Raw genomic sequence first — 22,962 nt, 5'->3', positions numbered from 1 at the left:
CGACCGCGCGCTCTTCCTCGAAGGGGCCGACCGCGACGCCGGCGATCAGGCGGCCGTCGTCGTCTCGGGCGGCGTCCTCGTGCTCGCGGCGCTGGAGGATCCCCTGCATCGTCACCAGCCCGACGAGTCGGTCGTCGTCGTCCACGACCGGAACGCGCTCGATCTTGTGGTCGTACATCAGCTCCAGCGCCGCGCGAGCGTCGACGTCCTCGTCGACGGTGATGACCTCGTCGGTCATCGCCTCGCGGACGGCGTCCTCCTCGCCGACCTCCAGATACGGGCGGATGTCGGTCCCGGAGATGATGCCGAGCACGGTGTCGTCCTCGTCGACGACGGGGGCGCCGGAGACGCCCTCGCGCTCCATCGTCGAGTCGGCCTCGCGGACGGTCATCTCGGGCGAGACGGTGACGACGTTCTCGCGGCGGATCACCAGTTCGTGTGCGCGCTTGACCCGCTCTATCTCGGCGGCCGTCTCCTCGACGGTCATGTTGCGGTGGAGCACGCCGAGTCCGCCCTCACGCGCCATCGCGATCGCCATCCGACTCTCGGTGACGGTGTCCATCGCGGCCGAGAGGACGGGCAGGGTGAGCTCGACGTTCCGCGACACGCGCGTCGACAGGTCCGCGTCGTCGGGTTCGACGCGGCTCTCCTTGGGTCGGAGCAGCACGTCGTCGAAGGTCAGCGCTTCCGGTTCGCGGAGTTTCTCCGAAAAGGGCTCGTCGGTGGGAGCGTCCTTCGCCATGTCAAGGGTCGCGGCGGATCCGGGAAAAGCGTTGCGAGTCAGCATCGACGTGTGGGTCGGACGCATCCGAATTCGGGATATATTCGCATCCGTGGATCGATATCGGCGGCCAGTGCTCCGTCTCGTGTCTCAAACCCGGCGGATGATGACCGCGCGCGAGCAGATCGACGCGAACGGACGTTCGTGAGGGATCGGATTCCGGCGCCCGAAACCGTGGAACTCTCGCCGGAATCGGACGATCGTCTACGACTCTCAAACTCCGTTTAAAAAGGACTGTACGAATATTCTGGCGTATGCGGACATCCCTCACACAACGTTTAACCCCTGCCGTTCGGATGATGAAGTATGGACTCCGACAGTCCCGCTGTGACGAGTGTTGCCGGCCAGCCGATCCGCCGTCTCGGCGCCCTCTTCAAAACCGGCAATATTCGCACATTTACACGGGACTGGACGGCTCCGTTCGGACGCACTCACGACGACGCGCTCGGCTATCGTGGGGAGTCCGCACACCACCGTCGGCCCGCCGGTGAGGGCCACGCCGCCTGAATGAGCGTTTCCCAACACCCGATCGCGCTCCGCTTAGAGCGGCAGGTCGGTGGCGCGACGAAGCTGCTGGCGACCGTGATGGCGCTGCCGCTCGTCGACGGCATCTTCCCCGCGCTGGTGTTGGCCGGCGTGCTCGACAGCGCGTTCGGCATCCTCGAGACCGGACTGCTGATCTTCGGCGGCTCCGCGACCGTCGCGGTCATCCTCGCGGAGATGGACGGCACCCGCCGCCAGCAGGCGACCTCGGTGCTGCTCATCGGTGCGCTCATCGTCCCGGTCGCCGGGATACAGGCCGCGCTGGCGCCCACCATCGAGGGCCTGTTGAACATGGCCGTCTTCGAGCGGTTCGCGGGGCTGGTTATCCTGACCATCGCCGCCAAGACCGCCTCCTCGAAGGTCGGCGAGAGCCTCCCGAGCCCCGCCGTCATCATCTCGCTCGGGCTGGTGGCGAGCTTCCAGCCCGCCGGCGCGGAACTGGCGCTTCTGAACGACCCCGAGACGGTGCTGCGCGGCGCCGCGGCCGCGGGCGTCGGCGTCGCCTTCGCGTTAGGCGTCGCGACCCTGTCGCCCCAGCTGCGCGGACGCGTCGACATCGACCGCTTCCGGTTCGGCTCCGCGGTCGCGCTGGGCGTCCTCGCGCTTCCCATCCTGCTCGGCCCCTTCGGCGTAATGCAGACGGACGCGCCGGTCGCGCTGGCGGTGCTCGCCGTCACCGGCCTGTTCGCGTACGACCCCGAGTCCGAGGGGATCGGCAGCGAACGCGACGACGACAGCCCGGACGACCGCGGCGCGGAACCGGAAGACCAGGACGCTCCCGCCGCGGAGGACGACTCCCTCCCCGGTGCGGATCCCACCCCCGAACCGGTTCGAGGCGACGCGCCGACCGCGACCGACGCGGCCGCGGACGGGTCCGGATCGAGCCCCCCGGCCGACTCACCGGCAGTCGTGACCGACGGCGACGGCGAACCGGCCGAAACGGTCGAGGAACCGGACGCGTCCGACCGCGACGGCGACGACTCGGGGGAGTCGCGCGCCCCGTGGCTCTAGCCGTTCCCGCGCCCCTCCCGACCGTCGGGCTTTAGGTCGACGCCGCGCTCTCCCAACCATGAGCAACCGCGTCGTGCAAGGGCGGATGGTGACGCCGGAGAAGCTGGCCGAACTTATCGAGGGCGAGGCTCCGCTGGAGGCGGAGTCGATCGAGGACGCCGACCGCGACTGCCCGGACTGCGGCAGCGACGTGATACGGGTCGGCTACATGCCGACCGTCACCGAGTTCGTCACCGGTTACAAATGCCAGGAGTGCGACTGGAGCGACACCGACCGCGACGAGTAGCACCGGCGGGTTACGAGACCGCGCTCTCGCCGCTGATCGCCCCGGGGGACACTCCGCGGACGCCTCCGCGGACGGCCCCGCCCTGCCCCGATCACGCCGTATCGAAACCCCTTTACGTACCTCCGGACAACCCACATTCGCAAGATCGCTCGGGGCTGTGGCCAAGCCAGGGATGGCGACTGACTCCAGAGGCCGCGCCGGGGACGACACTCCAGACTGGTATTCCGAGCGGCCGACTGATCATCGGCCGCGTTGACGACCCTCTGGAGTTCCGAGGCGCAACCGGAGATATCAGTCGATCGGGGGTTCAAATCCCTCCGGCCCCATAGCAGTTTTGAGGTTAACTTCTCGCTTCTTAGCGATACGTTTCCGAGTTAAAGCGCCTCAGTCCAAGAGGTGCCGCCGCGTGGGCGTCGGATGCGCCGGACCGTTCACCCGGGGAGGGATTCCGAGGACCTCTCCGTCACGTGTCGTCGTCGGAAGGCGGTCGCTTCGATAAGCGGTCGAACCGGTCCTGTGCGGCGTCCGCGCGGGTCGCGGTCGACTCGGGGTCGTAGGACGCGGACGCGAGGACGCCGTCGCGGACGGTCACCGAGAGGACGGCGTCCGCGTGGCGTGCGTCTGCGGGGAGCCGTGCGGCCTCCAGGACCGCGTTCCCGACTTCCTCGCCGCCGCGTTCGAAGAACACGGTTGCGAGTCCGTCCTCGACGCTGTCGACGACCGCGGTGTACTCGCCATCCGGGAGTTCGATGTCGGTCATTCGTAGCTCACCTCCAACACGCGTTCTCCGTCGTCGTCGGAGAGCATCACCGTGTCGCCGTCGTTGTTCCAGATCGGCGATCCGGAGCCCCAGTACAGCTCGGTGTCGGTGTCGGTTCCGCTTCCGGTTCGCAGCGTCACCGTCTCACCCGCCGCGAGCGTGAAGCCGTCCGGGAACGCGTAGCTGTGGCCCGCCTCGTCTTCGACCGTCCACCCGGAGAGGTCGATCGCTTCCTCGCCCGTGTTCTCGAAGACGACGTACTCGTCGTTGAGGTTCTCGCGGTCGTCACCCTCGGCGTCCGCGTTGATCGCGGCGACCTCCAGCGCCGTGCCCGACTCGGTCGGCGTCGTCTCTGTCTCTTCACCGGTGTCGTCGGTCGCGTCGCCGTCACTCCCGGAACCGTCGTCGACCGGGTCGCCGCCGAGCCGCGCGCGCTCCGCGACGGGGTCGGTCGTCCCTGGGGCGATCGGGTCAGCGTCGCGGAGCGCGAGCGGATCCGTCGGCGCGTCTCGTTGCGTCCGCACGGAAACGCCGTTCCCGTCGCTGACGAGCACGATATCGCCGTGCGTCGCCGTCCAGTACGTCGGGAGCGACCGCTCGGACAGCCGCTCGAGGACCTCCTCGTGCGGGTGTCCGTACTGCGAGTCGTACGCGCTCGAGACGACGACCGCCCTCGGTTGCACCGCACCGAGGAACGGCTCGCTCGAGGAGCTCGCGGAGCCGTGGTGGCCGGCCTTCAGCACGGTCGACCGGAGCTCCGTGCCGTAGGTGTCGATCAGGTACTCCTCCTGGTCGTCTTCGGCGTCGCCGGTGAGCAGGAAGCTCGTCTCTCCGTGTGTGAGCTTGAGGACGATGCTGTTCTCGTTGCGCGCTTCGTTCTCGAGGTACGGATCCGGCGGTCCGAGAACGTCGACGTCGACGTCCCCGAACGGGATGGCGTCTCTCTCGCGCGTCTCGTACAGCGTCACGTCGTGCTCCTCGACGGCGTCCAGGTACTCGGCGTACGTCTGGCTACTCGACGCGATCCCCGGGTCGTAGACCGCACCGATCCCCTCCGCTTCCGTCTCGTAATACTCGATGACCGCCGCGTTGCCGCCGATGTGGTCCGCGTCGTTGTGCGAGGTGACGAGATGGTCGATCCGGGTGATGTCGTGCCGTTGGAGGTACCGTAACACGTACTCGCCGTCGTCGTTGTAGTGACCGGTGTCGACGAGCATCGTCTCCCCCTCCGGACCGACGATGAGCGTACTGACCGACTGCCCGACGTTGATGTAGTGGACCTCGAGGCTGCCGGCCGCCCCGTCGGCCGGAGAGCCCTGGCTCGGAACCGGCTGTGATGGCGTCTGATCGCCCGGAATCCCGCCCGCACAGCCCGCGAGGAGAACGAGACAGACCGTCAGGAGGGCCCGTCGCTTGCCTCCGGCTACTCGCATGTCGCATACAGACCCTACGCTACCAAACCGATTGCCGTTTGTTACCTACTCACGTGCAATTGAGTTTGTACCGATCGGCGACCGATAATCGCCGAAAAGGCGGTCCAGTTCCTTCCCGCTGCCGGATCGGAACGAAACGGACGGAGACGCCCGTCTCGTCTCGCGGGTCCTCTTCGGCCCCTCGTGAAACGACGGACACGCCGGTCAGGATAGCCGGATCGGTACCCCGCGGGCCTCGCGGTGCGTTACGACTCGTCTTCGGCGCGTGCGCCCTCCGGGTTCCCCTTGTGCTGGAGGTTCCTGTTGTCCTGCGACTCGACGTTCGTCGCCGGAATCGGCTCGGCGTCGACCTCGCCCCGCGGGCGTCCGGTGTACGCGTGGCCCGGCTTCTCGGCGCAGTGGGCCATCGCATCGTGGGCTCCCTCCCACGGTCCCGCCGCGCAGTCGTCCGACGTGCAAATGAATACGATATCGCCCGGCATTCCAGTTAAGTCGAACAGAATACGCATATAAAAATCTGTGTGAACGGACCGAAAAACGTAATAATTCTTGACATCGTGCCCTCGATCGCCTCGAAATCATCGGGCGGTCCGAAGCGCCGGGACGCGACTCCCCGTTCCGAGGCCGGACCGGGTCCGGGAGGGCGTACCGGCGAGGGCCTATTTCGGCAGGGGCGCTCCGGCGAACTCGACCGCCGTTTCGCGTTCGCGGCCGGCTTCGAGCGCGTGCTTGGCCGCGAATCCCGCCTCGTGGGCGTGCCGGCCGCGGCCCACCCCGACGCGGACCTCGACGCCGGTCTCGCGGCGGACGTGGTCGATCGCGTCGCGGTAGCCGACCTCGGTCACGTCCGGGCAGACCGAGATGACGTTGTCACCGCCGACGAAGAAGGAGAGCGCGCCGTGTTCCGCCCGCATGTATCGCATCAGCGCGGCGTACGCCTGCTCGATCTCGATGAACGTGTCGAACGCGTTGAGCTGGTCGGTGTAGGTGCCGGTGGCGTCGACCACGTCGAAATGCGCCAGCGCGAGGTCGTCGTCCGCGCGGTCGGCGAGGTACTCGCCGTCGAGCACCTCGGTCCGGGCCTCGTCCTGTGCGCTGCCGCGGACCTGCAGGCGCTCGGTCGCGGACTCCAGCGCGTCGATGGGTCGGGTCGCCACGTCGACGCCGAGGCTCACGGTCACCGGGTAGCGGTTGCGGACCGTCTCCTGGAGCGCGGCGTGGTCCTCGCCGTCGAGACCGTTCGTGACGGCGATCATGTTGTCGAACCGCGTGAAGAAGACGTAGCCGTTCCGCGAGCCGACGAACTGCGCGAGGTCCGCGAACAGCCGCGACTGGAGCGTCTGGAGGTCCATCTCCCGGCGCGGTTCCGGCGTCACGGTCCACGGCCCGTAGTTGTCGATCTGGACGAGAGTCAGCTGGGTGGTCGTCACGGGTAGGCGGTTCTCCGGTCGGCGCCCGCTTTATCCTTCCGTTATCCACAAGCCGTGACTCGTCCCGATACTGAGATAAGCACCGGAAACGGCCGCCGGTCCGCCCCGCCGTGCGGCCGAGTGCGCGGACGGAACCGATACGGTTCGCCGGCCCCTGTGACGCCCATGGACTATCGAGGCGCCGTCCTCGACGTCGACGGCACCGTGGTGCGCGGCAACGACCCCATCCCCGGCGCGCCCGAGGGATACCGCCGGATCCGGGAGGCCGGACTGGAGACGCTGTTCGTCTCGAACAACCCGACGAAGGCGCCGTCCGCCTACGTCGACCGACTCGGCGACGCCGGCTTCGAGGTGACCGCGGAGCAGGTGGTCACCGCCGGCACGGTCGCGACGCGGTACCTCCGGGAGCACCACGCGGACGACGAGCTGTTCCTGATCGGCGCTCCCGGACTGCGCGAGCAGTTCGCGGCCGCGGACCTGTCGACGACCGACGCGGTCGAGGCCGCGGACGCGCTGGTGGCCTCCATCGACCACGAGTTCGACTACGAGGACCTCTGTGAGGCGTTGTGGGTGCTGGAGCGTGACGTTCCCTTCATCGGCACCGACCCCGACGTGGTGATCCCCGCGCCCGAGCGCGACGTACCGGGATCGGGTGCGATCATCAACGCCGTGGCGGGCGTCGCGGAGCGCGACCCCGACGCGGTGCTCGGCAAGCCCTCGGACGCCGCGGTCGAGGTCGTTCGCGAGCGCCTGCCGCATCCCCCGGAAACGTGTCTCCTCGTCGGCGACCGCCTGAACACGGACATCGTCCTCGGCGAGCGTGCCGGGATGACCACCGTCCTCGTGCGCACGGGCGTCACGGACGACGCGACGCTCGCCGCGAGCGATCACGAGCCGGACTACGTCCTCGACTCGCTGGGCGACATCGACCGCGTGATCGGCTGATAGACCGCGTGATCGGCTGATCGACCGGTCGGATCGTGCGGCCCGCGCGGCCGCCTCGAGCGAACTCCTCCCGGGGTGCGTGACACCACGCACCAAAGATTTAAACTGACGAATCGCGACGTAGCGTACATGGAGAACGACTCGCCGCACGTCTGGGACGGCGAAACGGAGGTCGAACGGGAGGAGGACCCCGAGGACGACCGCGTGGTCGTCGTCGAGGGACACGCGGTGCAGTTCAACGAGTACAGATACTGATCCGTAGTTGGTAGCCGATCCGCAGTTCTCGGAGCCGATTTCTACAGCCACGCGGAGGCGTTCGTGGCGGAAGGCGATCGAACGGAACGGACCGCTTAGAAACCGGTCGGTCGCCTGAGAAAACGGTCGGTCGCAATTCGTGATTCAGCGCACGCGTACCGCCGGGTTCAGAAGGCGTCGCCGTACGCGGAGATGTCGGCGTGGAGCTCCTCGCGGAGCGCGGAGTGGACGTGGCAGATGTCCTCGGCGCGGTCGACGATCTCGTCGAGCTCGCCCTCGCTGAGGTCGGCCTCGACGTGGAGGTCGAAGCTGATCGCGGCCAGGTCGTCGTCGTCGTCAAGCTCCGCGGAGGCATCGATCTGGAGCTTGCCGAGGTCTTCCTCGCCGCGCTGGCTGCCGCCGACGCGGAACGCCGGGAGGAAACAGGAGGCGTACGTCGCGACGAGCGTCGCGTTCGGGTTCGGCCCCGTCTCGTCAGTGGCGTCGATCTGCAGGTCGAAGTCGCCGACGTGGCTGGTGGACGCGTAGCCCTCCTCGCTGACCGTGGTGGTCTCGATGTCAGACATACGCGCTCACGTTCGGCCGGTCGCGTCCTAAAGATGGCGGTCGCGGGCGGTCCACACGCACGCGCGGCGCCGCCGGGCCGTCTTGTCGAACGGCTAGAGCTCGTAGGTCTCGTCGCCGTCGAGGACGACGGCCTCGGCCGCGCCGGCCGTCGCCTTCACTTCGCGCACGAAGTCGTCGGTGTCGATCTCGATCGGCGGGAAGGAATCGTAGTGCATCGGGAAGACCACGTCCGCGCCGACCCAGTCCGCGGCGATCGCGGCCTGTGCCGGCCCCATGGTGAAGTGGTCGCCGACCGGGAGCGCGGCCGCGTCGGGTTCGAGGAACGGCCCGATCACGTCCTTCATCTCGGACATCAGCGCCGTGTCGCCGGCGTGGTAGAACGCGGTCGCGTCGGCGTCGGACTCCTGTGTCGGCTTCTTGTCCGAGACCACGAAGCCGGCGGGCATCCCCGCGGAGGTGCCGTAGCCGGTCTCGATGCCGTTGGAGTGGTCCGCGCGCACCATCGTCACCCACGCGTCGCCGCACTCGACGGTGCCGCCGAGGTTCATCCCCATGCCGCCGACGGCGTTCTCGTGACCCATGTTGTCCTCGAGATAGCCCGCGAGCTCCGGCGTCGCGACGACGGTCGCGCCCTCGTAGCGGTCGGCGTCGCCGATGTGGTCGGCGTGGCCGTGGGTCAAGAGGAGGTAGTCGGGGTCCAACTCCTCGGGCGAGACGTCCGTCTTCGGGTTGTCGAAGAACGGGTCGATCAGCAGGTCGGTGTCGTCGACGGTGACGTGCCACGTGGAGTGGCCGTGCCAGGTGAGTTCCATGGTTCGGCTGGAACATGTCGCGGAACGCTAATAAATGCCGCCGCCGTGGGCGGATCGAGAACGCCCTTGAGCGACCGTGCATCGGCGTCCCGTTCGGGCAGTCTTAAGGGCGCCCGCGGCCGACGAGGAGGTATGCAACCACGGGACCTCTCAGCGAACTCCCCGTACGTCCCCGGCCGCGGCGTCGAGGAGGTCGCCCGCGAGTTGGGACTCGACCCCGAGGAGCTGATCAAGCTCTCCTCGAACGAGAATCCCCACGGCGCCAGCCCCGACGCCGTCGCCGCGATCCGCGAGCACGCGGACGGCATCAGCGTCTACCCGAAAGCCTCGCACACGGACCTGACGAGCCGCCTCGCCGAGAAGTGGGGCGTGACCGACGAGCAGGTGTGGCTCTCGCCGGGCGCGGACGGCTCCATCGACTACCTCTCGCGGGCGATGCTGGAGCCCGACGACGACATCCTCGTCCCGACGCCGGGCTTCGCCTACTACGGCATGTCCGCGCGGTACCACCACGGCGAAGCCAACGAGTACGAACTCGAGAAGGCCGACGACTTCGTCCAGACCGCCGAGACGGTGCTGGAGCAGTACGCCGGCGAGCGCATCGTCTACGTCACCTCGCCGCACAACCCCTCCGGCTCCACGATGGACCTCGACGACGTGGTCGCGCTCGCGGACGCCACGGCCGACAGTACCCTCGTCGTCGTCGACGAGGCGTACGGCGAGTTCGACGAGAGCGAGAGCGCCGTCTCGCTGATCCGGGAGGACGGCGGCGGGGCCTCGTACGCCGACACACGGGACGACATCGCGGTCCTCAGAACCTTCTCGAAGGCGTACGGGCTCGCCGGTCTGCGAGTCGGCTACGCGGTCGTGCCGGAGGCGTGGGCCGACGCCTACGCCCGCGTGAACACGCCCTTCGCCGCGAGCGAGCTGGCCTGTCGGGCCGCGCTGGCCGCGCTCGATGACGACGACCACGTCGAGAAGTCGATCGAGAGCGCCCGGTGGGCGCGCGCGTACATCCGCGAGGAACTCGACGCGCCGACGTACCCCTCGGCGGGCAACTTCGTGCTCGCGGAGGTCGGCGACGCCGAGGCGGTCTGCGAGGCCGCCCAGCGCGAGGGCGTCATCGTCCGGGACTGTAGCTCGTTCGGACTCCCCGCCTGCATCCGGATCTCGACCGGCACGCGAGAGGGGACCGAGCGGGCCGTCGCGACCCTCAACGACGTGCTCGCCGAGCTCGAACAGGGTGTCCACGCCTGATGCGGCTGGCAGTAACCGGTACACCCGGGACGGGCAAGACGACCGCGACCGAGCTGCTGGCGGACCGATGGGAGGACGCCCCCGAGGTGATCCACCTCAACGAGCGGATCAAGGGCGACGACGACCTCTGGACCGAGCGAGACGACGCCCGGGGCGGCTCGCGCGTCGTCGACTTCGAGGCGGTCCGGGAGGAGCTCGGCGACTGGGAGGGGGTTCTGGAGTCGCACCTCGCGCACCACTTCGACGCCGACGCGGTCGTCGTCCTCCGGTGTGATCCGGCCGTCATCGAGGAGCGCCTCCGCGAGCGCGGCGAGTCCGCCGAGTCGGCCGCGGAGAACGCCGAGTCGGAGGCGCTCGACGTGGTGCTCGCGGAGGCCGTCGAACGGTTCGGGCGCGAGAACGTCTACGAGGTCGACACCACGGACCGGAGTCCGGCGGAGGTGGCCGACGCCATTCGCGCGGTCCTGGAGGGGGACCGCGAACCGAGCGCCGGGACGGTCGAGTTCACGGGGTACTTATGAGGCTGGCCCGGGAGCGTCCCCGCGTATGACGCTCGATCAGTACCGGTCCGTGGCGGAACGCCTCCTCGGCCCGTGGGTCGCCGCGGCCGACCGGCTCGGGCTGACGCCGAACCAGGTGAGCGTGATCGCCTTCGCGGCGGCGGTCGCCGCCGGCGGCGCGTTCTACGTCGGTACCGCGGCGGCGTACGCCGCGGGCGCGGTGCTGGTGTTTCTGAACGGCTGGCTCGACCTCGTCGACGGCGCGCTCGCGCGCGAGCAGGCGGTCGCCTCGGAGGGCGGCGACCTGCTCGACCACGTGCTCGACCGCTACGCCGACATCGCGATCATCGCCGGGTTCGCCGCGGGGATCGGTCGGTACGACCTCGGGCTGCTCGCGGTGACGGGCGTCCTGATGACCTCCTACCTCGGCACGCAGATCCAGGCGGTCGGGCTCGGCCGCGAGTACGGCGGCCTCCTCGGCCGCGCGGACCGGCTCGCGCTGATGGGGTTCGTCGGGTTCGCGGCCGCGGTCGTCCCGCGGGAGCTGGTCGCGGGACTCGGCGTCGTCGACCTCCTCCTCGTCCTCTTCGCGGTCGTCGGTCACCTCACCGCGCTCCAGCGGTTCCTCGGCGCGTGGCGGGACCTCTGATCTGAGGACTGACCGACGACTCGGGAGGCCGACCGCGCCGACCGGCGCCCGCGGCCCGAAGTTGATAAACGATGGCGGCGAAAGGACCGATCAATGAGCGTGACCCACGCCGACCAGCGCGTCGCGGTGCTGGCGGACTCGCAGAACCTCTATCACTCCGCACAGAGCAAGTACTCCCGGAACGTCGACTACGCCGGCCTGCTGGAACGGGCGGTCGGCGACCGGTCGCTCGTGCGCGCTATCGCGTACGTCATCCGCGCCGATTCGCCCGAGGAGGAGAGCTTCTTCGAGGCGCTGCGCGACATCGGCTTCGAGACGAAGATCAAGGACATCAAGACGTTCCCCGACGGGACGAAGAAGGCCGACTGGGACCTCGGGATGAGCCTCGACGCCGTCTCGCTGGCGAGCCACGTCGACACGGTCGTCCTCTGTACCGGCGACGGCGACTTCGCGCGGCTCTGCACCCACCTCAGACACGAGGGGGTTCGCGTCGAGGCGATCGGGCTCGGCTCGTCGACCGCCGAAGAGCTGATCGACGCGGCCGACTCCTTCCACGACATGGAGGACGAGGAGGACGCGTTCCTGCTTTAACGCCGGCCGTTCCAGATCCCTCCATGAGTTCCCGTCAGCGCGACCCGGACCCGGTCGACGACCGCCTCGTTGCGCTCGCGCTCCCCGCCGTTCTCGGCATGGCGCTCGGGCTCGCGGTCGGCGGTCAGCTCGACAGCCTCGCGGTCGGCATCGCCCTCGGAATCGCCCTCGCGGCCGGGTTCGGCTGGCTGCGGCTGTGGCTGGCGGACCTCCCGCAGTAGCCGTCGAGCCTGTCCCCCCGCGACGCCCGCGGTCCGGAACCGCTTTGAGCGCGCCGCCGCGAGTGCCCCCATGAGCGACGCGGAGGATCTCGCGGATCTGCGGGTGACCGCCGACTACCAGTTCGGCGCCGGCGCGGGTGCGGCGCTGTTCCCGCCGAGCGACGAGCACACCGTTCGGCGGTCCAGCGGCGGCCGCCCGCGGCAGGTGCTTGCCGGCGACGTGACCGAGACACCCGGCAGCGCGGAGGGCGACCGGCTGGTGACGTACGGCACCGACGGCCGCTTCCGTCTCGGGATCGCCGGCGGCGCGCGGCTCCACGAGGCGCTCGATCCCCCGACCTACCGCGTCACCGTCGGTGACGAAAGCGAACCGTTCGTCCGCGACGGAAGCAACGTCTTCGCGAAATTCGTCACCGCGGTCGACGACGCGGTCCGACCGGGCGACGAGTTGCTGGTCGTCCACGAGGACGACCGCCTGCTCGCGGTGGGGCGCGCGGAGCTCTCCGCGTCGGAGATGCTGGCGTTCGACACCGGGATGGCCGTGAAGGTGCGGGACGGCGTCGAGGATCTGTAGGAATCGGAAGCGCTCCGCGATTTTTGTAACAGCGGTCACCCACCCAAACGCCAAGGAGTCGCGGGTCCATCTTTCACCATGAGCGACACGACGCCATCCGGGGGCGGCGACGCCTCAGCCTCCTCCGAGGCCGGCGAGGAGAACCGGGCGGAGGAGCGTCCGCCGGGCCCCGACGGTCTCCCGGTGCTTGGCAACACCTTCGCCTTCCTCGACGACCCGTTGGCCTTCTGGACGCGGACCGCCCGCGAGCACGGTCCCGTCGCGTACTACGAGCTCGGCACCGAGCCCTTCTTCCAGCTGAGCGACCCCGACCTCGTCCAGCAGGTGCTCGTCCACGACAACGAGCGCTACCGCAAGGGCGAGCTGTTCATGGCGGCGCTGGAGCCGCCGCTCGGGAACGGGCTGCTCACGAGCGAGGGGTCGTTCTGGCGCCGGCAGCGACACGCGATCCAGCCCGCCTTCGCGCCGGATCGGCTCGACGCGTACGCAGACGCGATGGTCGACCGAGCGACCGCTGAGACCGCGGGCTGGAGCGACGGCGAGGTCAGGAACGTCCACGACGACATGATGTCGCTGACGGTCGAGGTGGCCGCGGAGGCGCTGTTCGGCGTCGACGTGACGGAGTTCGAGGACGCGGTGAGCGACGCGCTCGGCGCCGTGATGGACCACGTCGAGCGCCGGAGTCGCCGTCCCGTGGACGTCCCGGTCTGGCTCCCGACGCCCGGTAACCGGCGCTACCGACGCGCGCTCGCCACGCTGGAGGAGGTCGCCGACGCGGTGGTCGACAGACAGCTGGCGGCCGCCGACAGCGATGGGGCGACAGATGGCGAGAGGCCGGAGCGGACCGACGAACCCGCGGACGCCGGTCCCGGTCCGAACGTCGTCAGACTGCTCCGCGAGAGCGACGAGGCGGACGCCTCCCGCGAACAGCTCCGCGACGAGGTCGTCACCCTCCTGCTGGCGGGCCACGAGACGACCGCGCTGACGCTCACCTACGCGTGCCACCAGCTCGGTCGGCACCCTGAAGTCGCCGAGCGGCTCCGGGCCGAGGTCGACGACGTGCTCGGCGACCGGGATCCAACCGTCGCGGACCTGGCGGAACTCGACTACACGGAGCGAGTCGTCAAGGAGACCATGCGGCTGTATCCCCCCGTCCACGAGCTGCTTCGCGAGCCGACCGAAGACGTGACTCTCGGAGGCTACCGGATCCCCGCCGGATCGACGGTGAGCTTCCAGCAGTGGGTGCTTCACCGCGACCCCGCGGTGTACGACGCACCCACCGAGTTCCGACCGGAGCGGTGGACGGAAGAGTTGACCGACTCGATGCCCGCCTTCTCCTACTTCCCGTTCGGCGGCGGGCCGCGGCGCTGCGTCGGGGACCGCTTCGCCATGATGGAGGCGCGACTTGTGTTGGCGACGCTCGCGCGCGATTGGACGTTCGACCCGCTCGGAGACCTCTCGTTCGCGCCGTCGATCACGCTGCGCCCGGACGGACCGGTCGAGATGCGCGTCGAACGGCGGTAAAACTCCGACGAGGGTCGATGCCGCTCAGAGGAACCGGGCCAGTCCGACCGCCTCGAGAAGCGGAATGCCCGCCGCGACCGATCCGAGCAGGAAGCCGGCGATGGCGCCGCCGTTCAGCAGGGGAAGCCCGGCGTGTGCCCGGCCCTTCATGACCCAGCTCATCAGCACGAGCAGGCCGGCGACGGTGCCGACCATCGCGCCGAGCGCGGGCAGGTTGAGCCCGATCAGGGGCACGTCGAGCGCGCCAGCCTCCGGAAGGAACGTCGCCGCGCTGGCGACCAGCACCGCGGGGATGACCGCGTCCCCGAGTCCGATGAAGAACGCGTCGCGGTCCTCGATGTCGGGTGCCTCGGCCTCCGTCTCCGCGGCCTCGCCAGCCTCAGCGGTCTCGCCAGCCTCAGCGGCCTCGTCAGCCTCAGCGGCCTCGCCAGCCTCCATGGACTCTCCCTCGCGGTCGTCCAGCAGCGAGTAGGACAGCGACAGGGGAATGACGAGCACCACCGGGATGTTGAGGTCCATCACGCCCTCGGCCAGCGAGAGCATGTGTTCGGTACCGTAGACGGAGATCGCGTCGTAAACGGCGAGCAGGGACAGCAGAACCAGCGCCGGGAGCACGCCGAAGGAGATGCCGAACAGCCCCGCGGCGCCGGCCCCCATCAACACCCCGGCGGTGTCGATGACGTACCACTCCGGATGGACGAGCAGCGCGACGCCGACCGCGAGCGCGGGGACGGCGGCGAGGACCGGCGAGAACAGCGCGGAGAAGACGTACCACGAGAGCCACGCGGAGGTCCCGACGATGACGAGCCGGACGGCCCAGTCGAACTCGTACTTGAACGCCGCGAGCATCAGCGCCGTCATCACGAGGATGGCGGCGATGTAGAGCACGCTGTTCGTCGGGTCCTGCGGGTTCTCGACGGGCTGGTAGCCGCTCTCGACGAACTCCGGGACGAGCGCGAGCGCGCCGAGCTGGACGAGGACGAAAAGCGCCACGACGAATCCGACGCCGCGATACGCGCGGGGAATCATCTACCGGGCGTTCGACGCGGGGGCGTTTTGCAGTTGCGCTTCGAGCGGCTGCCGGAATCAGGGATCGGTACGATCCCCGGCCGCGAACGACCGGTCGAGCGTCGGCGCCCCGCGGAGAGCGATGGCGACCGCAGCGAGGCCGAACGCCGCCATCCCCGCCGCGCCGACCGGGCTCGCAACGAGCTCCGCGAGTCGGACGTTCGACGCGGCCGCGTAGACGAGCACGAGGCCCGCGGAGCCGTTGAACACCCCGTGGAGCAGCGCGGCCGCGATCGCCGACTCCGCGCGAACGACGAGGAACGTGTACACCGGTGAGAAGGCGATACAGGCCAGCGTCATCACCGCGACTCCGACCGTGGGGAAGGAGGGGTAGTTGTAGCCCGCCGCGATCACCGGCGCGTGCCAGACGCCCCATAGCGCGCCGACGCCGAGCGACGCCCGCCAGAACCCGAGCGGCGCGAGCTCCCACAGCAGGTAGCCCCGCCAGCCGAACTCCTCGCCGAACGCGAAGACGGCGTTGACGGTCGCACCGAGCGCCAGCGCCAGTCCGAGCGCCGCCGCGACGCCGAGCGGTCCGGCCGGAAGCCCGACGCCGGGGAGGGGGTCGCCGGTCGGGTCGAACGCGACGCCGGGGACGGCGACCGCCACCGCCAGCGTCACGCCCACGAGCCCGAGGGCGACGAACGGGGCCGCGAGCAGCCACGGCGGCCGGCCGACGCGGAGTCCGACCTCCCGAACCCCAACATCGTGACGCAGACAGACGACCAGTCCCGCGACGAGCGGCGAGAACATGTAGACCGGCGCGAGCGCGACGGTGGAGACGCCGAGCGCCCGGGCGGCTGCGACCAGGAGTACCGCGGCCGCGATCAGAACCCCGACGAACAGTCCGAGCCGGTCGCGGTCGATGTCAGACATCGTCGCTCCGCCGGACTTCTCGTCCGATGTCCGGGTCGTTCGTCGCCCGTTCGATGCTCGTCACCACTCCTCCGCCGACTGCCGTCGCTCGCTCGGGGACCATGACTGCCGGAGGATCCGCCGGGGGGCGCAAAACCGTTACGCCGGCGTGTGAGGATCTCCCGCGACCCTCACCGCGCGTACAGCTGCTGGCCCACCAGCGACGCCAACTCGACGCCGTCGTTCGGTGTCACCGCGACGTAGGGACGCTCTACCGGGCCGAACACGTCCACGACGCGACCGACCGTCGAGAGCGACTCGTCGACGACCACGTCCCCGATGTCGGCCGCCTCTCCCGCGCCGTCCGCGTCAGCGCGCGCGATCGCGAGCCCCTGCGCGGTTCGGACCACGTTGCCGACGCGCTTCACGCTTCGTCGCGCAGGATGTTGACGTACGCTGCGACCGCCTGCACAAGGTCGTTCTTGGCCGTGTCCTCCGTCCCCTGGACGAGCACGCGTCCCCGGGGCTCGAACTCCCGCGAATACGCCTTCTCGCGTTCGATCACCGCGTCGTACCCCACCTGCTGAACCGCCTTCGCGATCTCGTCGACGGTCGGTTCCTCGACCGCCTGATCCCGGGGGACACGTCGCCCCTCCGACCGCGTCAGGTCCGCATCGATGTACGCGGGGTAGATGACGTTCTCGACCATACCGGGAGAGCGAGCGCGCGGGGTAAGATCCTTTCGACCGACCTTTTTCTGCGGTCGGGTTCGCGCGGCGCTCTGCGCCGCGCTCACCGCTCCCTTGAAAAATGTCGATCAAAAAGGTGCCGCGGTCGGCGCTGCGGGCGCTTCGCGCCCTCGCGCCGCCGCGGTACTCAAACCTTGTCACGGAACTGCCACCGTACTGCGACCGCCGACGCACTGCGACCGCCACCGCTTACAGAAATCCGCCCCACAGCCACTGCCGACAGAAATCCGCCCCACAGCCACTGCCGACAGAAATCCGCCCCACAGCCACTGCCGACAGAAATCCGCCCCACAGCCACTGCCGACAGAAATCCGCCACACAGTCACCGCTTACAGAAAATCGCCACACAGTCACTGCCGACAGAAAATCGCCACACAGTCACTGCCGACAGAAATCCGCCACACAGTCACCGCTTACGGAAGGGTTCCTCCGCGGCCGCCTCAGTGCCCTTCCGTCTCAACCTCGACCGTGCCCGCGAATCGGGTCTCGGGGAACAGCGAGTCCACGTCCGGGTTCGCGTCGAGAAGTCGATACTCGATGCCGTCCTGCTCCACGACACCCGCCTCTTCGAGGTGGTCGAGGTGCGCGTGGGCCTCGCCCGGTCCGTGGAGAATGTGGATCGTGTCGAGGTCGCCGAACAGGTGCGCGGAGACCGTCCAGGTGTCGCAGGGGCCGTGCTCGTCCAGCACGTCGATCACGCGCTCGGTGCGCTCGCGGTGGTGCTGCAAGATGACCGCGGCGCGACGGCTCGGGGCCTCGATGGCGTCGCGGTGGCCCGGGTGTACACGTGCCCAGTCGCGCTCGACCACGCGCACGAGGCTCTCGGCGTAGCGTTGCAACGGGTGCGCGACGCGCGTGTCCGCGCCGCCGACGTTCGGCGTGTAGCGCGGCAGGATCGCGTCGCCGACGAACGCCTGCTCGCCCATGCCGTCGCCGAGCAGGGACTCCTCGGGACCCACGTCCGCACCGCCCTCGTCGGCGACCGTCGCCGCGTCGAACGCGAACGCCGTCAGCCCGTCGGCGTGGCCGGGGAGGTGAACCGCCTCCAGCTCCGTCCCGTTCACCTCGAACCGGTCGCCGTCCGCGAAGGGCGTCACCTCCGCGTCCGCACCCCGGAGGTCGTCCATCGTCCCGCCGATGAACGACTGGAGCGACTCCCGGGCCTCGGCGGGCATCCCCCACGACTCGAAGACGCGCTCCTGTGCGTCCCGGTCCTCGAGGAATGACGGCTCGGCGCCCGAGACCAGCGGCGCGTCCGCCTCGTGGACGAACACCTCGCAGTCGCTCTCGGCCTGCACGTCGCCCGCGAGGCCGGCGTGATCCGGGTGCCAGTGGGTGAGGTACACCTCGTCCACATCCGCGAGCGCGAGCCCCGCGGCCGCGAGTCCCTCCTCCAGCTCCGTCCGCACCTCGGGGAGCGCGACGCCCGTGTCGACGAGCGCCGTCGTCTCGCCGTCGAACAGGTAGACGTTGTTCAGCCCCTCGAAGACGGTGTTCCCGAGCCTGATTCGCTTCACTCGTAAATGTGGGTCGTGCGCCCCTTTGAGCGTTGCCACTTTCGATACTTATCGGAGCGTTCGTGATTTGTCGTCGTTTTGCTGGGGTTCCGCATTTCTGCCTCTGCTGTCGATCCTGCTGATCTGGACAGCAACACTCAGAAAGCCCCAGCCGGCTCGACCGGCCGCGTACCGGCAGACGGTCCGGGCATTCCGTTGCGTCTCTCAGCAACGCCCGACGGACGGGTCCGGGCTGCGACTGCCGTCGTCCCGCTCGGCAAGCTCGCGGGACCCTCGCTGTGCTCCTCGCTCTCAGCTTGGCGAGACAAACCGCGTCTCGCGAGCCTCCAGCGTGCAGTAGCGCGCCGAAAATCGGAGATTTTCGAGCCGCCGTTCGCTCCGCACCGCGCTCACGGCGACGCTGGAGACACCGCCCGCTGCGGTGCTTGTCTGGCAAGACGGTCCGGGCGTTCCGTTGCGTCTCTCGGCACAGCCCGACGGACGGTTCCGGGCTGCGACTTGCTGACTCTCGCTCGGCAGGCTCGCGAGAGCGTCGTCCGGGCGGGACCGAGCCGACTGCCCCTTTCAGTCCCACCCCGCACAGCACCGCAGCCGCACCGCAACCGCACAGCAGCCTCACGCCTCCCCAGCCTCGGCCGCGGGCCGGCCGCGAAACCGCACCGCATGCGGCCGGCCCGCGGCCTCCCTCGCGCGGTCGCGGCGACACGCTTCGGGGTCGCCGCGGCGCGCGCCGACTGCACGGCACCGCTACTACATCAGCACCGCAACTGCAACAGCACCGCGACCGCACTGTCCCACCGCCGGGTTCAGAAGTCGGATGTCCGTCCCGTTCTGACGGAGTTCACCGACGCGACTTTATCCGCGCCGATGCGACCCGGGAACATGGAGTATCAACCCGGCGTCTGCAACATCGGCCCCGGCGAGCAGCGCAAGCGTCTCGCGCTCGGTGGCGGGTCCCTCGTCGCGGCGGCGGTCCTGATCGCGGTCGTCGTTATCGGCGAGTTCCCGGCGAGTTACCTGCTGGCGACCGTCTTCCCGCTGTACGGCGCGGCGATGGGGATCCTGCAGTACCGCGAGCGCTTCTGCGTCGGCTTCGCGGCGCTGGGCGTCTTCGATGTGGGAGCGGGGAACCGCGAGGTCACCGACGACGCGGCCCGGGAGGCCGACAGAAAACGGGCGGTTCGGCTGAACGCGAAGGCGCTCGCGCTCGGGATCGCGTCCGCGGTCGCCGTCTACGTGGCGGGTCGACTGCTTCTGTGACCGCCGAACGACCGCGATTCGGACGAATAGCAAGCTCTTAAGTCCCCGGACGGACAGGTTTTCGACGGGAACAGCACAGCCGCAAATCCGACTCGCGCGTCGATTGGCGCGCTTGGGATTGCGGCAGTGCACCGCCGGCTCCCCCGGCGACGGTCGCAGCGGCGTTTGCCGCCGACCAGCGTCGCGCGGAGCCGAGGTCACAGGTCCGCGGTTGTGCCGTTCCAACTTCGAACGATGGCACGAATGCACACCCGTCGCCGCGGCTCGTCCGGTTCGGACAAGCCCGTGGCGGCAGACGACCCCGAGTGGAGCGACGTCGACGCCGAGGACATCGAGTCCCGCGTCGTCGAACTGGCGGAGCAGGGCCACGAGCCCGCCGTCATCGGTCTCAAACTGCGCGACGAGGGCGTGAAGGGCACCCCGATCCCGGACGTGAAGCTGGCGACCGGGAAGAAGGTGACCGAGATCCTCGAGGAGAACGACGCGGCCGGCGACCTGCCGTCCGACCTCCGGAACCTGATGGAACGCGCCGTCAACCTGCGCGAGCACATGGCGGAGAACCAGCAGGACCACCAGAACAAGCGCGCGCTGCAGAACACGGAGTCGAAGATCCGCCGACTCGTCGACTACTACCGCGGCGACCAGCTCGACGAGGACTTCGTCTACGACTACGAGACCGCGGCCGAACTGCTGAACGAATAACCGACGCATCACCACCGAACGGTCCACCACACCCGACATCGACAGTCGACTGACCCAGACGCAACCGATACGCGACCCACGCCCGACCACATCCGACCGTGACAGAAACCGCATCCGCCGACGCCGCCCCCGACGCGCTCGCCGGCGTCCTGCGCGACGCGCCGTTCGTTCGGCTCGTCGCCCGCGACGACGGCGACTCGCTGGCAGCGGTGGCGCTGCTCGCCCGCGCGCTCCGCGCCCGGAACACCCCGTTCCAGGCGCGGGTGGCAGCCGACCCAGACCCGGATCCGTCCGAGGAGGACGTGTCCGTGACGGTCGGCGCCGACGCGGGGGCGCACGCCGTCTCCGGGGAGGGGCGCCCGGCCAGCACGACCGCCTTCGCGGTCGCCCGCGAGCTGGGCGCCGACCCCGACCCGGTGTTGGCGCTGGCCGGCGTCGTCGCCGCGGGATCGGTCCCCGGCACGGACGGCTCCGGCGACGCGCTGGCGGCCGCCGAGCGGACCGGTCGCGTCGAGCGGCGCCCCGGCGTCGCGGTCCCGACCGCCGACCTGGCGGACGGGCTCTCGGCGTCCACGCTGCTCCGGCTCCCCTACTCGGGCGAGCCGGAGGCGGCGCGGGCGACGCTCGCGGAGCTGTCGCTCCCGGCCGACCTCGACGCCGACGCCCACCGGCGGCTGGCGTCGCTGGTCGCCGTCGACGCCGCGACCGCACCCGACGCGAGTCAGCGGGCCGCGACCGCGGTCGAACGCGCGCTCCGCCCGTACGCCACGGACGGCGACGACGCGCCGTTCGCCACGGTCGGCGGCTACGCCGACGTGCTCGACGCGCTGGCGCACCAGGCGCCCGGCACGGGGATCGCGCTCGCGCTCGCCGACGAGCCGAGCGACGACCTCCGGAGCGCCGCGCTCGACGCGTGGCGCACGCACGGGCTGGCGGCCCACCGCGCGCTGGCGGGCGCGACGACCGGTCGGTACGACGGCGCGACCGTCGTCCGGACCGACGCCCCGGCCGCGACGCTCCCGACGGTCGCCCGCCTCGCGCGGGACTACCTGTCGCCGGAGCCGGTCGCGCTCGCGCTCTCCGCGGAGGCGGGCGCGCTCGCGGCCGCGGCGACGGAGCCGGTCGACCTCGGGGGCGTCCTCCGGGAGCTCGCCGTCGACTTCGACGGGGAGGGCTGGGGGACGCCGACCCGCGGCGCCGCCCGGTTCGACGGGGACGTGACCGAGGTCGCGGCGGCGGTCAGGGGGGCGTTATGAGCGGGGACGCGAGCGGGACGGCGAACGGCGAGACCGCGTCCGCGGACGGCGCCGTCACCCGGACGGCGACCCTGCGGACGACCCACGCCGACGCCGACCTCGTCGCGGCCGCGCTCGCCCCCGACGACACGGCCTCGATGGACGCGCGCGTCGACGGCGACGCGATCGTCTGCGAGGTCGGGCGAGAGACGACCGGCGGACTGCTGTCCACGGTCGACGACTACGTGGTGAACCTGACGGTGGCGGACCGCGTCATCGAGCGCGGACGCGCCCACGCGGGCGAGTCCGCCGCATCCAACGACAACACACACGATACATGAGCGAACGATCCGTATCCAAGCAGAAGCGAGGCAAGCGCTGGTACTCCGTGATCGCCCCCGAGCAGTTCGACCGGGAGGAGATCGGGGAGACCGTCGCCGAGGAGCCCGACATGGTGATCGGCCGAACGATCACCACGACGCTGGGCGACCTGACGGGCGACTCCGGCGCCAACAACACGAAGCTGACGTTCAAGATCACCGACGTGGGCTCGGACGCGGCCTACACCGAGTTCATCAAGTACGAGCTGACGCGCGACTACCTGCGCTCGCTCGTGCGCCGCGGCGCCTCGAAGGTCGAGGCGTCGATCACGGTGCTGACGACGGACGACCACCGCATCCGCGTGCAGCCGGTGGCGTTCACGACCAAGAAGGCCGACCGCTCCCAGGAGAAGGCCATCCGCCGGGTCATGATCGACCAGGTGGAGGCGGCCGCCGAGGAGCGCACCTTCGCCGAGTTCGTCGACTCCATCGTCGAGGGTCGGCTCTCCTCCGCCATCTACGGCGAGGCGAAGACCATCTACCCGCTGCGCCGCGTCGAGGTCCAGAAGCTGACCCTCGAAGCGCGCCCGGAGGAGGTCGCCGCCGAGGAGGAGGCCGCCGTCGACGTGGACGAGGACGAAGTCGCCGTCGAGGAGTAGCGCCGCGCCGCTCCCGGCCGACTCGAACACCGATTTCTCCGTTTATCGCGCCCGCCAGCGGCGGCGCCGGTCCTCGGTAGGACGACCGGAGCGTCGACATCCGGCTACACGAGGCAGAGCAGTGCACTGGGAAGCGGACCCGTGTGCCGCGGTCCCGGTACTGGTGCGGTAGCGTGTGCGGTGCTGATGCGGTCGGCGCGCGCGAGAAACGCGCGCGAGGGAGCCCGCGGCCGCGGTCGCGCAGCGGTGTAGTGCGGTCGCGCGACCGCGGCCGCGGCGAGGCTGGGGAGGCGTGAGGCTGCGGTCGCGGTGCGGGGCGGTTGCGGTGCGGCTGCGGTGGGCGGGACTGAAAGGGGCAGCCGGTTCGATCCGGCCCCGGCGCCGCAAGCACCGCAGTTCCGCGGCGACCCTGTGTCGCCGCGATTGTCTGAGGAGCGCAGCGCGTGCCGCGGCCGGTC

Annotated in this window: 29 protein-coding genes and 1 tRNA gene; 18 read left to right on the top strand and 12 right to left on the bottom strand. The window is 69.9% G+C overall.

Annotated elements, in window-relative coordinates; genetic code table 11:
* Positions 1-742, bottom strand: a 742-nt coding sequence (locus tag AN233_RS17800; RefSeq protein ID WP_245625926.1) for an IMP dehydrogenase, incomplete at its 3' end; no start/stop codon positions are given.
* Positions 743-1,087: 345 nt separating this feature from the next.
* Here AN233_RS17800 and AN233_RS00705 point away from each other — a divergent pair.
* The 4 genes from AN233_RS00705 to AN233_RS00690 all read left to right on the top strand — a co-directional run bounded on the left by AN233_RS00705 (position 1,088) and on the right by AN233_RS00690 (position 2,947).
* Complete coding sequence (locus AN233_RS00705; protein ID WP_058364962.1) at positions 1,088-1,288, top strand: hypothetical protein; 201 nt, start codon at positions 1,088-1,090, stop codon at positions 1,286-1,288.
* Positions 1,289-2,335, top strand: coding sequence for a DUF5794 domain-containing protein (locus AN233_RS00700; RefSeq protein WP_058364961.1), 1,047 nt, complete (start codon positions 1,289-1,291; stop codon positions 2,333-2,335). It begins immediately after the preceding gene.
* Positions 2,336-2,393: 58 nt separating this feature from the next.
* Positions 2,394-2,621, top strand: coding sequence for a DUF5795 family protein (locus AN233_RS00695; RefSeq protein WP_058364960.1), 228 nt, complete (start codon positions 2,394-2,396; stop codon positions 2,619-2,621).
* Positions 2,622-2,772: 151 nt separating this feature from the next.
* Positions 2,773-2,947 (top strand) — tRNA-Trp (locus AN233_RS00690).
* A gap of 137 nt (positions 2,948-3,084) precedes the next feature.
* Here the strand turns inward: AN233_RS00690 and AN233_RS00685 are convergent.
* From AN233_RS00685 to AN233_RS00670, 4 genes are all read right to left on the bottom strand, one after another.
* On the bottom strand, positions 3,085-3,381 hold the full coding sequence (locus AN233_RS00685; protein WP_058364959.1) for a DUF3006 family protein: 297 nt from the start codon (positions 3,379-3,381) through the stop codon (positions 3,085-3,087).
* Positions 3,378-4,814 (bottom strand): lamin tail domain-containing protein, encoded by a 1,437-nt coding sequence (locus AN233_RS00680; RefSeq protein ID WP_058364958.1) that lies wholly within the window; start codon positions 4,812-4,814, stop codon positions 3,378-3,380. The genes AN233_RS00685 and AN233_RS00680 overlap by 4 nt, the downstream gene beginning before the upstream one ends.
* Before the next feature lie 245 nt (positions 4,815-5,059).
* Positions 5,060-5,221: a hypothetical protein gene (locus tag AN233_RS00675; RefSeq protein ID WP_245625924.1), complete on the bottom strand. Its 162-nt coding sequence runs from the start codon at positions 5,219-5,221 to the stop codon at positions 5,060-5,062.
* 252 nt (positions 5,222-5,473) lie between these two features.
* Complete coding sequence (locus AN233_RS00670) at positions 5,474-6,244, bottom strand: GTP cyclohydrolase III (RefSeq protein WP_058364956.1); 771 nt, start codon at positions 6,242-6,244, stop codon at positions 5,474-5,476.
* A 165-nt stretch (positions 6,245-6,409) separates the two neighbouring features.
* On the opposite strand from AN233_RS00670, the gene AN233_RS00665 reads away from it, so the two are divergent.
* Positions 6,410-7,189 carry an HAD-IIA family hydrolase gene (locus tag AN233_RS00665; protein ID WP_058364955.1) on the top strand — a complete coding sequence of 260 codons (780 nt, stop codon included), beginning with the start codon at positions 6,410-6,412 and terminating at the stop codon, positions 7,187-7,189.
* A 129-nt stretch (positions 7,190-7,318) separates the two neighbouring features.
* Positions 7,319-7,444 carry a hypothetical protein gene (locus AN233_RS18210; RefSeq protein ID WP_281176505.1) on the top strand — a complete coding sequence of 42 codons (126 nt, stop codon included), beginning with the start codon at positions 7,319-7,321 and terminating at the stop codon, positions 7,442-7,444.
* Positions 7,445-7,611: 167 nt separating this feature from the next.
* On the opposite strand, the gene AN233_RS00660 is transcribed toward AN233_RS18210, so the two are convergent.
* Positions 7,612-8,010: an OsmC family protein gene (locus AN233_RS00660; RefSeq protein WP_058364954.1), complete on the bottom strand. Its 399-nt coding sequence runs from the start codon at positions 8,008-8,010 to the stop codon at positions 7,612-7,614.
* 93 nt (positions 8,011-8,103) lie between these two features.
* Positions 8,104-8,823 carry a metal-dependent hydrolase gene (locus AN233_RS00655; RefSeq protein ID WP_058364953.1) on the bottom strand — a complete coding sequence of 240 codons (720 nt, stop codon included), beginning with the start codon at positions 8,821-8,823 and terminating at the stop codon, positions 8,104-8,106.
* A 132-nt stretch (positions 8,824-8,955) separates the two neighbouring features.
* Between AN233_RS00655 and hisC the strand changes: the two genes are divergently transcribed.
* From hisC to AN233_RS00620, 7 genes are all read left to right on the top strand, one after another.
* Complete coding sequence (gene hisC, locus AN233_RS00650; protein ID WP_058364952.1) at positions 8,956-10,080, top strand: histidinol-phosphate transaminase; 1,125 nt, start codon at positions 8,956-8,958, stop codon at positions 10,078-10,080.
* Positions 10,080-10,601 carry an adenylate kinase family protein gene (locus AN233_RS00645; protein WP_058364951.1) on the top strand — a complete coding sequence of 174 codons (522 nt, stop codon included), beginning with the start codon at positions 10,080-10,082 and terminating at the stop codon, positions 10,599-10,601. The genes hisC and AN233_RS00645 overlap by 1 nt, the downstream gene beginning before the upstream one ends.
* Positions 10,602-10,626: 25 nt before the next feature.
* Entirely contained in the window at positions 10,627-11,229 is a 603-nt protein-coding gene (locus tag AN233_RS00640; RefSeq protein WP_058364950.1) for a CDP-alcohol phosphatidyltransferase family protein, read from the top strand.
* Positions 11,230-11,322: 93 nt separating this feature from the next.
* Positions 11,323-11,820: a LabA-like NYN domain-containing protein gene (locus AN233_RS00635; RefSeq protein ID WP_058364949.1), complete on the top strand. Its 498-nt coding sequence runs from the start codon at positions 11,323-11,325 to the stop codon at positions 11,818-11,820.
* A 23-nt stretch (positions 11,821-11,843) separates the two neighbouring features.
* Positions 11,844-12,041, top strand: a complete 198-nt coding sequence (locus AN233_RS00630; protein WP_058364948.1) for a hypothetical protein — start codon at positions 11,844-11,846, stop codon at positions 12,039-12,041.
* Between the two features lie 70 nt (positions 12,042-12,111).
* Positions 12,112-12,615, top strand: a complete 504-nt coding sequence (locus AN233_RS00625) for a PUA domain-containing protein (RefSeq protein ID WP_058364947.1) — start codon at positions 12,112-12,114, stop codon at positions 12,613-12,615.
* Positions 12,616-12,693: 78 nt separating this feature from the next.
* Positions 12,694-14,139 carry a cytochrome P450 gene (locus AN233_RS00620; RefSeq protein ID WP_058364946.1) on the top strand — a complete coding sequence of 482 codons (1,446 nt, stop codon included), beginning with the start codon at positions 12,694-12,696 and terminating at the stop codon, positions 14,137-14,139.
* Between the two features lie 24 nt (positions 14,140-14,163).
* Here AN233_RS00620 and AN233_RS00615 read toward each other — a convergent pair whose 3' ends face one another.
* The 5 genes from AN233_RS00615 to AN233_RS00595 form a co-directional block, all read right to left on the bottom strand.
* Positions 14,164-15,168 (bottom strand): presenilin family intramembrane aspartyl protease PSH, encoded by a 1,005-nt coding sequence (locus AN233_RS00615; RefSeq protein WP_058364945.1) that lies wholly within the window; start codon positions 15,166-15,168, stop codon positions 14,164-14,166.
* Positions 15,169-15,225: 57 nt separating this feature from the next.
* Positions 15,226-16,083 carry a CPBP family intramembrane glutamic endopeptidase gene (locus tag AN233_RS00610; RefSeq protein WP_058364944.1) on the bottom strand — a complete coding sequence of 286 codons (858 nt, stop codon included), beginning with the start codon at positions 16,081-16,083 and terminating at the stop codon, positions 15,226-15,228.
* 170 nt (positions 16,084-16,253) lie between these two features.
* Positions 16,254-16,490: an H/ACA ribonucleoprotein complex subunit GAR1 gene (locus tag AN233_RS00605; protein WP_058364943.1), complete on the bottom strand. Its 237-nt coding sequence runs from the start codon at positions 16,488-16,490 to the stop codon at positions 16,254-16,256.
* Positions 16,487-16,771, bottom strand: a complete 285-nt coding sequence (gene srp19, locus AN233_RS00600; RefSeq protein ID WP_058364942.1) for a signal recognition particle subunit SRP19 — start codon at positions 16,769-16,771, stop codon at positions 16,487-16,489. The genes AN233_RS00605 and srp19 overlap by 4 nt, the downstream gene beginning before the upstream one ends.
* A 480-nt stretch (positions 16,772-17,251) precedes the next feature.
* Complete coding sequence (locus tag AN233_RS00595; RefSeq protein WP_058364941.1) at positions 17,252-18,328, bottom strand: MBL fold metallo-hydrolase; 1,077 nt, start codon at positions 18,326-18,328, stop codon at positions 17,252-17,254.
* An 882-nt stretch (positions 18,329-19,210) separates the two neighbouring features.
* Between AN233_RS00595 and AN233_RS00590 the strand changes: the two genes are divergently transcribed.
* The 5 genes from AN233_RS00590 (at position 19,211) to AN233_RS00570 (ending at position 22,504) form a co-directional block, all read left to right on the top strand.
* A complete protein-coding gene (locus AN233_RS00590) occupies positions 19,211-19,588 on the top strand; it encodes a hypothetical protein (protein ID WP_058364940.1) in 378 nt (125 codons plus the stop codon).
* Between the two features lie 234 nt (positions 19,589-19,822).
* On the top strand, positions 19,823-20,290 hold the full coding sequence (locus tag AN233_RS00585; RefSeq protein ID WP_058364939.1) for a 30S ribosomal protein S15: 468 nt from the start codon (positions 19,823-19,825) through the stop codon (positions 20,288-20,290).
* 98 nt (positions 20,291-20,388) lie between these two features.
* The gene (locus AN233_RS00580; protein WP_058364938.1) at positions 20,389-21,546 is read left to right on the top strand and encodes a hypothetical protein; all 1,158 of its coding nucleotides are present in this window, start codon (positions 20,389-20,391) and stop codon (positions 21,544-21,546) included.
* A complete protein-coding gene (locus AN233_RS00575) occupies positions 21,543-21,866 on the top strand; it encodes a KEOPS complex subunit Pcc1 (RefSeq protein WP_058364937.1) in 324 nt (107 codons plus the stop codon). Before AN233_RS00580 ends, AN233_RS00575 begins: the two co-directional genes overlap by 4 nt.
* On the top strand, positions 21,863-22,504 hold the full coding sequence (locus AN233_RS00570) for a 30S ribosomal protein S3ae (RefSeq protein WP_058364936.1): 642 nt from the start codon (positions 21,863-21,865) through the stop codon (positions 22,502-22,504). The genes AN233_RS00575 and AN233_RS00570 overlap by 4 nt, the downstream gene beginning before the upstream one ends.
* Positions 22,505-22,962 lie beyond the last annotated feature (458 nt).

Source organism: Haloparvum sedimenti, assembly GCF_001462205.1.
Classification (GTDB): domain Archaea; phylum Halobacteriota; class Halobacteria; order Halobacteriales; family Haloferacaceae; genus Haloparvum; species Haloparvum sedimenti.
The sequence above is the reverse complement of the archived record's forward strand: the minus strand, read 5'-3'. Positions and strand labels throughout refer to the sequence as shown.

Coding starts and splice junctions, on each gene's coding strand:
- AN233_RS00575 (WP_058364937.1), top strand. CDS start 21,543: ATGAGCGGGGACGCGAGCGGGACGGCGAACGGCGAGACCGCGTCCGCG.
- AN233_RS00625 (WP_058364947.1), top strand. CDS start 12,112: ATGAGCGACGCGGAGGATCTCGCGGATCTGCGGGTGACCGCCGACTAC.
- AN233_RS18210 (WP_281176505.1), top strand. CDS start 7,319: ATGGAGAACGACTCGCCGCACGTCTGGGACGGCGAAACGGAGGTCGAA.
- AN233_RS00675 (WP_245625924.1), bottom strand. CDS start 5,221: ATGGCCCACTGCGCCGAGAAGCCGGGCCACGCGTACACCGGACGCCCG.
- AN233_RS00615 (WP_058364945.1), bottom strand. CDS start 15,168: ATGATTCCCCGCGCGTATCGCGGCGTCGGATTCGTCGTGGCGCTTTTC.
- AN233_RS00610 (WP_058364944.1), bottom strand. CDS start 16,083: ATGTCTGACATCGACCGCGACCGGCTCGGACTGTTCGTCGGGGTTCTG.
- AN233_RS00620 (WP_058364946.1), top strand. CDS start 12,694: ATGAGCGACACGACGCCATCCGGGGGCGGCGACGCCTCAGCCTCCTCC.
- hisC (WP_058364952.1), top strand. CDS start 8,956: ATGCAACCACGGGACCTCTCAGCGAACTCCCCGTACGTCCCCGGCCGC.
- AN233_RS00640 (WP_058364950.1), top strand. CDS start 10,627: ATGACGCTCGATCAGTACCGGTCCGTGGCGGAACGCCTCCTCGGCCCG.
- AN233_RS00590 (WP_058364940.1), top strand. CDS start 19,211: ATGGAGTATCAACCCGGCGTCTGCAACATCGGCCCCGGCGAGCAGCGC.
- AN233_RS00695 (WP_058364960.1), top strand. CDS start 2,394: ATGAGCAACCGCGTCGTGCAAGGGCGGATGGTGACGCCGGAGAAGCTG.
- AN233_RS00630 (WP_058364948.1), top strand. CDS start 11,844: ATGAGTTCCCGTCAGCGCGACCCGGACCCGGTCGACGACCGCCTCGTT.
- AN233_RS00680 (WP_058364958.1), bottom strand. CDS start 4,814: ATGCGAGTAGCCGGAGGCAAGCGACGGGCCCTCCTGACGGTCTGTCTC.
- AN233_RS00635 (WP_058364949.1), top strand. CDS start 11,323: ATGAGCGTGACCCACGCCGACCAGCGCGTCGCGGTGCTGGCGGACTCG.
- AN233_RS00660 (WP_058364954.1), bottom strand. CDS start 8,010: ATGTCTGACATCGAGACCACCACGGTCAGCGAGGAGGGCTACGCGTCC.
- srp19 (WP_058364942.1), bottom strand. CDS start 16,771: ATGGTCGAGAACGTCATCTACCCCGCGTACATCGATGCGGACCTGACG.
- AN233_RS00705 (WP_058364962.1), top strand. CDS start 1,088: ATGGACTCCGACAGTCCCGCTGTGACGAGTGTTGCCGGCCAGCCGATC.
- AN233_RS00685 (WP_058364959.1), bottom strand. CDS start 3,381: ATGACCGACATCGAACTCCCGGATGGCGAGTACACCGCGGTCGTCGAC.
- AN233_RS00645 (WP_058364951.1), top strand. CDS start 10,080: ATGCGGCTGGCAGTAACCGGTACACCCGGGACGGGCAAGACGACCGCG.
- AN233_RS00585 (WP_058364939.1), top strand. CDS start 19,823: ATGGCACGAATGCACACCCGTCGCCGCGGCTCGTCCGGTTCGGACAAG.
- AN233_RS00665 (WP_058364955.1), top strand. CDS start 6,410: ATGGACTATCGAGGCGCCGTCCTCGACGTCGACGGCACCGTGGTGCGC.
- AN233_RS00700 (WP_058364961.1), top strand. CDS start 1,289: ATGAGCGTTTCCCAACACCCGATCGCGCTCCGCTTAGAGCGGCAGGTC.
- AN233_RS00570 (WP_058364936.1), top strand. CDS start 21,863: ATGAGCGAACGATCCGTATCCAAGCAGAAGCGAGGCAAGCGCTGGTAC.
- AN233_RS00655 (WP_058364953.1), bottom strand. CDS start 8,823: ATGGAACTCACCTGGCACGGCCACTCCACGTGGCACGTCACCGTCGAC.